The organism is Clostridium sp. (assembly GCF_036569345.1).
In the GTDB taxonomy this organism is placed as follows: Bacteria; Bacillota; Clostridia; order Clostridiales; family Clostridiaceae; genus Clostridium_AD.
In genome coordinates, this window is sequence record NZ_DATCQT010000216.1 from 1 (window position 1) to 7348 (window position 7348).

At 28.5% G+C, this 7348-nt stretch carries 7 protein-coding genes and 1 tRNA gene; all 8 read right to left on the reverse strand.

Translation table 11 applies throughout. The features are described from left to right. Positions 1–250: 250 nt before the first annotated feature. The 8 genes from VIM70_RS22650 to polA all read right to left on the reverse strand — a co-directional run bounded on the left by VIM70_RS22650 (position 251) and on the right by polA (position 6948). Positions 251–988 carry a hypothetical protein gene (locus VIM70_RS22650; protein WP_331948041.1) on the reverse strand — a complete coding sequence of 246 codons (738 nt, stop codon included), beginning with the start codon at positions 986–988 and terminating at the stop codon, positions 251–253. Positions 989–1103: 115 nt separating this feature from the next. Next, entirely contained in the window at positions 1104–1628 is a 525-nt protein-coding gene (locus VIM70_RS22655; protein WP_331948042.1) for a GNAT family N-acetyltransferase, read from the reverse strand. A 233-nt stretch (positions 1629–1861) separates the two neighbouring features. Continuing rightward, the gene (locus tag VIM70_RS22660) at positions 1862–2302 is read right to left on the reverse strand and encodes a hypothetical protein (protein ID WP_331948043.1); all 441 of its coding nucleotides are present in this window, start codon (positions 2300–2302) and stop codon (positions 1862–1864) included. 307 nt (positions 2303–2609) lie between these two features. Then, positions 2610–2735: a hypothetical protein gene (locus tag VIM70_RS22665; RefSeq protein WP_331948044.1), complete on the reverse strand. Its 126-nt coding sequence runs from the start codon at positions 2733–2735 to the stop codon at positions 2610–2612. A gap of 151 nt (positions 2736–2886) precedes the next feature. Then, positions 2887–2968: transfer RNA gene (locus VIM70_RS22670), tRNA-Leu, on the reverse strand. 141 nt (positions 2969–3109) lie between these two features. Then, on the reverse strand, positions 3110–3673 hold the full coding sequence (locus VIM70_RS22675; protein WP_331948047.1) for a lytic transglycosylase domain-containing protein: 564 nt from the start codon (positions 3671–3673) through the stop codon (positions 3110–3112). 2 nt (positions 3674–3675) lie between these two features. After that, complete coding sequence (gene coaE / locus VIM70_RS22680) at positions 3676–4284, reverse strand: dephospho-CoA kinase (RefSeq protein ID WP_331948045.1); 609 nt, start codon at positions 4282–4284, stop codon at positions 3676–3678. 48 nt (positions 4285–4332) lie between these two features. Beyond that, positions 4333–6948 carry a DNA polymerase I gene (gene polA / locus VIM70_RS22685; protein WP_331948046.1) on the reverse strand — a complete coding sequence of 872 codons (2616 nt, stop codon included), beginning with the start codon at positions 6946–6948 and terminating at the stop codon, positions 4333–4335. Positions 6949–7348: the final 400 nt, after the last annotated feature.

The window sequence follows — 7348 nt, forward strand, 5'->3', positions numbered from 1 at the left end:
TCTTCTATGTTTTTTGATTTTCTAATGCGAAATATAGTGTTTTGTTCTAACTCATTCATAATTCAAAATGCTATCGCATAACTACATGTAAAATAAACCCAGTATAATAAAAAATTATACTGGGTTTGTAAACAACCTGAGAAATAGATAAAAAAATCTATTTCTATTTCTCATTTTTTTCTTGATTTTATATTATTTTTAATGCAATACCACTAAAATTTAACTTTCTAAGAAAATTATTAACATAGGTTTATAGCTGTGTTTTTGATAATTTATTTATAAAATTATAAATATATATATACCCCTCTTCCGTTTTTTCCTTTTTTATTTCTGCAGGCAGAGCAGTTAGATATGCTTTTATTTGAGTCAGATTACTATAACTTGTGCTTTTCACGTCTGCTCCCTCTAAAGAACCCATCCATTTTTTAACTGCTACTGTAGTATATGCTTTAACGTCTTTTTCTGAAAGTTTATTTAATATTTTAACGTCTGCACTTATTATTTCATTAACTTGTGCACTAGTTGAATCCTTACCATTTAATTGTAAATTTATCTTAACATAAGTTGTTTTAGCTGTTTGAAGTTGCTTAATAATTGTGTCAATACCATCTTTAGGATATACCCCAAGAAAAACCTTGTTAAGTTTGCCTTCTACTATAATAAATGGTGCACCGAAAGTTGCTAAACTATTTTTCACTATCAAAGCTCGTTCCATCGTACTAAAAACACCACATTGTATTGCCACATAATCTTTAATATTAGTTTGGGAAATCACATTAGAAACATCTACACTTTGTGCATTTGCTGTGCTATCTTTATCCAATGTTACTTTTGTAGTTTTATTCTCTGCATTAGTAACTGAATTATTAGGTAATAGTTTAGAAAAAATCGTCCCCAAGGCAATGGCTGCTATCAATGTTAATGTAATAATGATTATAAAATTATTTCTTTTCTTAGGTGGTTTATAATTATATCTAGTATATTTCACTTTAACATCCCCTAACTTAATAAATCCTTAGACATCTAGTTATTTTTTTAAGATGCCTTCTTTAAAATATTATTATTCTAAAATCAATTTTAGAATAAAAAAAAGAAAATATATATTAGGAATCCGGTTGAATTATTTTTTTTAAAATTAATATATCAGTATCTTTGCTATCTACCTCTAAAAAATTACTTGTTACTCTACTTATCTCAAAGTTATTATTTTTCCATAATTTCAACATGTCATGATTATTAGCTGAAACAAAAGTATAGAAATTACATATTCCATAATTTTTATATAAATGCTTTAAAAATTCATTAATGATTTGATCTGATATACCATTGCCATATGGTGTAGATTCAATTAAGTAACACATAATCAACACTTCATTTGGATTTTTAAACTCTATTCTACCTTTTATAATACCAATAAGTTCACTACCACATAACACTTTAAGAAAGTACTCTCCCTCACTCACGTAATACTCTAAATATCTTTCATAAAATTCCTTAATGCTGTAATTTAATCCCTTATCTATATTAATGACCTGTTGTTTATTAATCCAATTTTTAATTTTAAAAACATCTTCTTTAGCTACATTTAAAATGCTAACATCATCAAAACTAATATCTATATTAAACATATTTACACCTCTTTAAATATAAACTTTTAATTTTACTCAGCTTTAATAATTAAGTTCTACGTAGCATTTAAATTTCCTTCAATTTAATTTACTTCAATTAAATTTTATTCAATGTCACTTCTAATATTTATTAAATACTAATTAGAAACGACTAACAATTAAAATAACCCTATAAGTTTATATAGGGTTGTAAAATAAATAATTTTATTTTTTATGTTCACTGAATACCATTGTTATTCATCTCTATACATAAGTGCCAATTTAACAGTACTTCTAACTATTTCTTTTGCTTCTACATAAGGCATACCACATCTTGTCAAACGCCTAAATATTGCAGGGTTATATTGCTCAATTCTTCTTACACTTGAATCAATATCATTGTACTTAAGATAAGGATTATTAGTGTCCTCATTATCTTCATACTTATCCATTTGCCTAAAGTCCTCATTTTCTAAATCATAATCGTTTCTAGACGGATCTCCAAACATCATTCCATTTGGATTAAACCCATCTCTAAACGTACCTTCATTAAATTGGCTCATTCCCATACACGGGTTCATACCCACACTTGGCATCATATTCATTTGGTCACATCCATACATCATAGGTTCTATTGGAACCATTTCATAATCTTCAAGATCTATATCTTCAATGTTTCTCTCCTCTAGATTCATAATTGTCCTCCCAATATTATTAATACATTAACAATTTATGCTAGAAGTAGGATTTTGATACTAATTTTTATGATAAATAGCAAAAAAATATGAAAGTGTATATTACTACAACTGCATCTCACTTCGCTAAGTAATACTAAATAAATTTTATTTAAAGATACTAAAAAGTACAAAATCGCTAGCGCTCAAACATGTACTTTTCTTAACGTCTCTTTTATAAAATTAATTAAGTTTTACTAACGCTTGTTCAAATGCATTTTACGTAATATACACTTTCATTACCGTGCTAAAAGAAATATAACGATTTTTATTTTAGTCCTCTTACAGGTTTTCTCATGTTACTGTCACCATTCATAGTAACTGGATTTTTTTCATTACTTTCCTTTTGAGCATTCTTGTGTTTTATATCAGGATCATTCTTTTTATTTTTCATAAACAACACCTCTTTCAGATGTTAGTTTTTCCATATTTCTTTTAAAAATTCATCTCTAAAGTATTTTAAATATAAAAATCTTCTTATATCTCTTCTAAATAATAAAAAGAGAGACATTTCTGTCTCTCTTTTTGAGTATTTAAGTAAACATTGGTGCGACAGATGGGACTTGAACCCATATGGTCTCCCACACGTCCCTTAAACGTGCGCGTCTGCCATTCCGCCACTATCGCAAATATTATTTTAAGGATCTAATCTTATAGTCCCAAACGCTTTCAATAGCTTACGACTACAAGATAGATTATATATCAGCCAAGCATTAATTGTCAATAACTTTTATCTTATTGTACACAATTATTGTCGATTTTTTATTTTTATTGTGTTGCCTTAATTCCATCATTATATAATTTTAGATAAATATTATAATTTGTCTTTACTTTTTTTACATATTTATCTGTTTCTTTAAACGGTATGTTAATTAATGTTTTTCCGTCTGCAGAGTATTCTTTATTGTTAAGCCATTTTTGAACATTTCCGCGACCACCATTGTAAGCTGCAATTACAAGCTCTATATTTCCATTAAATTCAACATTTAAATTATTAATATACCAACATCCCATTTCAATATTAGTTTCAGCATCATATAAATTTTCCGTTTTAAAATCTTTTAGTTTCATATTCTGTGAAATCCACAATGCAGTGTCTGGCATTATTTGCATAAGTCCATAGGCGCCCCTGCTTGAAACAGCATTTGTATCAAAATTACTTTCTGCCCGGATTACAGCTGCCACCAAATGAGGGTCTACATTATACTTTTGAGAATACTTAACTATTTGGTTTTGATATTTTATTGGATAAAAAACCTTGAATATACTTTTAATATTAATTAATATAACACACAGAAAAATCAAACTTAAAATTTTTATAATTGTTTTCACCTTCATAACTTCACATTCAACCTTTCCAACTGAGTAATAATAAGTTCTAGCTGTAATTTTGTATTTTCAATACTTCCTCCATTATCAATAATAAAGTCTGCAAACTTCTTTTTCTCGTCTATTGCCATTTGAGCTCCTATTCTATCCATTGTTTCATCTATTTTTAAACCATCGCGAGACATAACCCTATGTATTTGAACCTCGCTACTAACCCACACCAAAATAATAACATCCATACTAGTATGAAGATTATTTTCTATTAAAGTAGGTGCATCTAAAAAGCATATCTGTATGTTTTTTTCTTCGAATGTTTTTATCCTTTGTTGTATTTCTTTTATTATAAAAGGCATCATTATATTTTCAAGTTTTTTTCTTCGTATTTCATCCTTAAATATATAGTCCCCAAACATTTTCCTATTAAGTGTATCTTCTTTGTTAAAAAACTCATCCCCAAATTCAACTTTAATTTTACTTATTATCTCGGGATATATTTCAAAAACCTCTCTAGATACAATGTCTGCGTCAACAATGGGAAAACACTTATCTCTTAGCATATTAGTTACTGTGCTTTTCCCGCTACCAATACCACCTGTTATTCCAACCTTTAGCATTTTCAAGTCCCCCACTTTTTTAGTTGAGAATATAAAGTTTAAAATTGCTTATTTTGCCTCATACCAAGTTTCTCCAACGCTTATTTCTACTTCTAAAGGAACTAAAAGTTTAATAACATTTTCCATCTGGTCCTTAACCAAAGTCTCAACTTGTTTAATCTCATCCCTATATACATTTAATATTAATTCATCGTGTACTTGTAGGATTAAAGTACTTTTTAAACCCTCTTGCTTTAATTTATCAAATACATTTACCATAGCAAGTTTTATAATATCTGCTGCACTTCCTTGTATAGGTGTATTCATAGCAAGCCTTATACCAAAAGACTTTACGATTTTATTTGATGAAATTATTTCAGGTATAAATCTTCGTCTATTTAAAATTGTAGTAACACTACTGTTTTTCTCAGCTTCAAGTACTATATCTTTCATGTATTTTTTAACATTAGGGTACCTTTCAAAATAGGTCTCTATGTAAGTTTTAGCTTCTTTTCTAGATATATTTAAATCTTTCGCTAAACTAAATTCTCCAATACCATAGACTATGCCAAAGTTTACTGCTTTAGCATTACTTCTCATCTGCTTTGTAACCTCTTCTATAGGCACGTTAAATACCTCAGAAGCAGTCTTTGTATGAATATCACTATGCTCAATGAAAGCTTCAATTAGATTCTCGTCTTGAGCTATATGAGCTAATACTCTAAGCTCTATTTGTGAATAATCCGCAGACAAAATAACACACTGATCATTGTGTGGTATAAATACGTGTCTTATAGCTCTACCCATTTCATTTCTTATAGGGATATTTTGCAAATTAGGTTCTGTACTTGAGAGCCTTCCAGTTGTTGTAACAGTTTGCATAAAGTTTGAATGTATTCTACAATCTGTATCAATTACTGCTTGTAGCCCCTCAATGTATGTAGAAAAAATCTTTGTTAACCCTCTATATCTAGTAATTTCCGTGATAATAGGATGTTTATCTACTAATGCCTCTAAAACCTCCGCATTAGTTGAATAACCTGTTTTTGTTTTCTTTATTACGGGTAAATCTAATTTTTCAAATAATATCTTGCCCAATTGTTTTGGTGATTTAATATTAAATTCTTCTCCTGCTAAATCAAAAATAGTACTTTCCATTTCTTTTATATCTGCGGCAAATTTTATGCCAAGTTTAGCTAGCCTATCTTTGTCAATTGTGAATCCTTCGGCCTCCATATATGATATAGCCTCTGTTAATGGCTGCTCAACCTTATATAGAAGTTCTTCCATTTCATACTCTTTAATTTGCTTTTCTAATATCTCATAAAGTTTTTTTAGAAGTGCTACTTTATTAATTTCCTTTGCGTGTCCGTCGCCCGTAATACTAATTCTAAGATCAGTATCTATAAGAGTTTCTAGGCTATACTCTTTTTTAGCAGAATTTAGCAAATAAGCCGCAAGCTCTGTATCAAATTTTACTCCTCGTAACTTAACGCCCTTTTTATTAAGAGCAGTGTAAGCATTTTTCACAGCATGACTCACCTTTTTAATATCATTACTCTCAAGAATAGTTTTTAAGCAATTTATAGTTTTTTCTTCATCTTCTTTATATAAATCTTCAACTTTAATAACATAGTTTTTTTCTTTATAATTAAGATATATGTTGTTTACACACATTTTAGAAAACACATTAGCATCAGCTATATCGAAAATTATGTAAACGGTATCTTTAATCTCACGTGTAAGATCCTCAAGTGCTGCTAACTTATCAATTATTTCAAAATCAGCAGAAAATACTTCTTCTATTGAATCCTCACTATCTGCTATTTTGCCTATTAAAGATTTAAACTGTAATTTATAAAATAAGTCTTTTACAGCCCTCACATCATATTTTTCTTTTGATTTAATTGAATTTAAATCTATTTCCATAGGAACACAAGTAATAATAGTTGCTAATTTTTTACTAAAAATAGCCTGTTCACTATAAGATGTTAGATTTTCCACAAGTTTTTTACCACTAACCTTATCTATATTCATAAGAAGATTTTCTATGCTCTTATACTCTTTAATAAGTTTATAAGCAGTTTTCTCACCAATTCCTGGTACACCTGGGATATTATCAGAAGCATCTCCCATTAGCCCTTTTACATCTATAAATTCCGTAGGTGTTACTCCGAATTCCTCAATCATACGATTTCTATCATATATTTCTTTTTCTGACATTCCTTTTTTATTTATTACAACTTTAACATTGTCTGTGGCAAGCTGAAGTGCATCCTTGTCCCCTGTAACTATAAAAACTTCAAGTCCCTCTTTTTCTGCAATCACAGATAAGGTACCTATTAAATCATCTGCTTCAAAACCGTCTAATTCAAAAATATCTATAGCCATTTTCTCTAAAAGTTCCCTAACTAGAGAAAATTGTCCGCGTAGCTCATCAGGCATTTTTTTTCTACCTGCCTTATAATCTTTATATTCCTCATGACGAAAAGTAGGTGCCTTCCTATCAAACGTTGTAACGATATAATCTGGCGCAAACTCTTCTTTCATTTTCAAAAGCATAGTTGTAAAACCATAAACTGCATTAGTATATATACCATCCGAATTTGTTAGGGCTGGCAATGCATAAAAAGCTCTATACATAAGACTATGACCATCTAAAATTAATAGCCTTTCCTTAGACATTATAAATCCCTTCTTTCTAATATGTTTATAATTTTATATTTAACGTTATGTTCTATATTATAATATACTCCATAAATAATAATATCAACTTTCTCATATAAATGTCTTTTCTATTACAGTCGTAAGGGTCCTTCTATTAGATTTCCCCCCATTAAAAATTTTAACATACTATATTATTAACTTCTAGTTAAATCTATACTTATATAAAAATAACAGTTTCTATATGTATTATAACAATAATATACCCTAAAAAACTAACAAACTTCCTTTGAAATTCTATAAATAAAAAAATAAAAAAATCAGAGCTTAAAATATATCAATTTAAATTATATAATTTTAAGCTCTGATTTTTTTATTTTTTTATTTATAGAATTTCAAAGGAAGTTTGTTAGTTTTTTAG

Excerpts from the sequence above, each read along its gene's own strand:
- VIM70_RS22655 (WP_331948042.1), bottom strand. The coding sequence starts at position 1,628 with ATGTTTAATATAGATATTAGTTTTGATGATGTTAGCATTTTAAATGTA.
- VIM70_RS22660 (WP_331948043.1), bottom strand. The coding sequence starts at position 2,302 with ATGAATCTAGAGGAGAGAAACATTGAAGATATAGATCTTGAAGATTAT.
- VIM70_RS22665 (WP_331948044.1), bottom strand. The coding sequence starts at position 2,735 with ATGAAAAATAAAAAGAATGATCCTGATATAAAACACAAGAATGCTCAA.
- coaE (WP_331948045.1), bottom strand. The coding sequence starts at position 4,284 with ATGCTAAAGGTTGGAATAACAGGTGGTATTGGTAGCGGGAAAAGCACA.
- polA (WP_331948046.1), bottom strand. The coding sequence starts at position 6,948 with ATGTCTAAGGAAAGGCTATTAATTTTAGATGGTCATAGTCTTATGTAT.